Origin of the sequence: Pseudonocardia sp. SID8383, from assembly GCF_009864975.1 — a bacterium.
GTDB classification, from domain to species: domain Bacteria; phylum Actinomycetota; class Actinomycetes; order Mycobacteriales; family Pseudonocardiaceae; genus Pseudonocardia; species Pseudonocardia alni.
Map to the genome: position 1 here is coordinate 1 of NZ_WWFY01000264.1, position 253 is coordinate 253.

General features: G+C 79.1%; 1 pseudogene. It reads left to right on the forward strand.

Going from position 1 to position 253, the window contains the following annotated elements:
* A pseudogene (locus GTW08_RS06240) lies at positions 1-253 on the forward strand (ATP-dependent helicase HrpB); the annotation flags it as partial.

The following is a 253-nucleotide window of genomic DNA, read 5'->3' on the forward strand; positions in this document are numbered from 1 at the left end:
GCCCGGCGTCGCCTACCGCTGCTGGCCCGAGGGCGAGGTCCTCGCCGACGCCCCGGACCCCGAGATCCGCACCGCCGACCTCACCGCGCTCGCGCTGGACCTCGCCGTCTGGGGCACCCCCGACGGCAGCGGTCTGCGCTGGTGGGACGCCCCGCCGCCCGGTCCGCTGGCCGCCGGACGGACGGTGCTGACCGCACTCGGCGCGATCGACACGCGAGGCGCGGTCACCGACCGGGGACGGCGGATCTCCGCG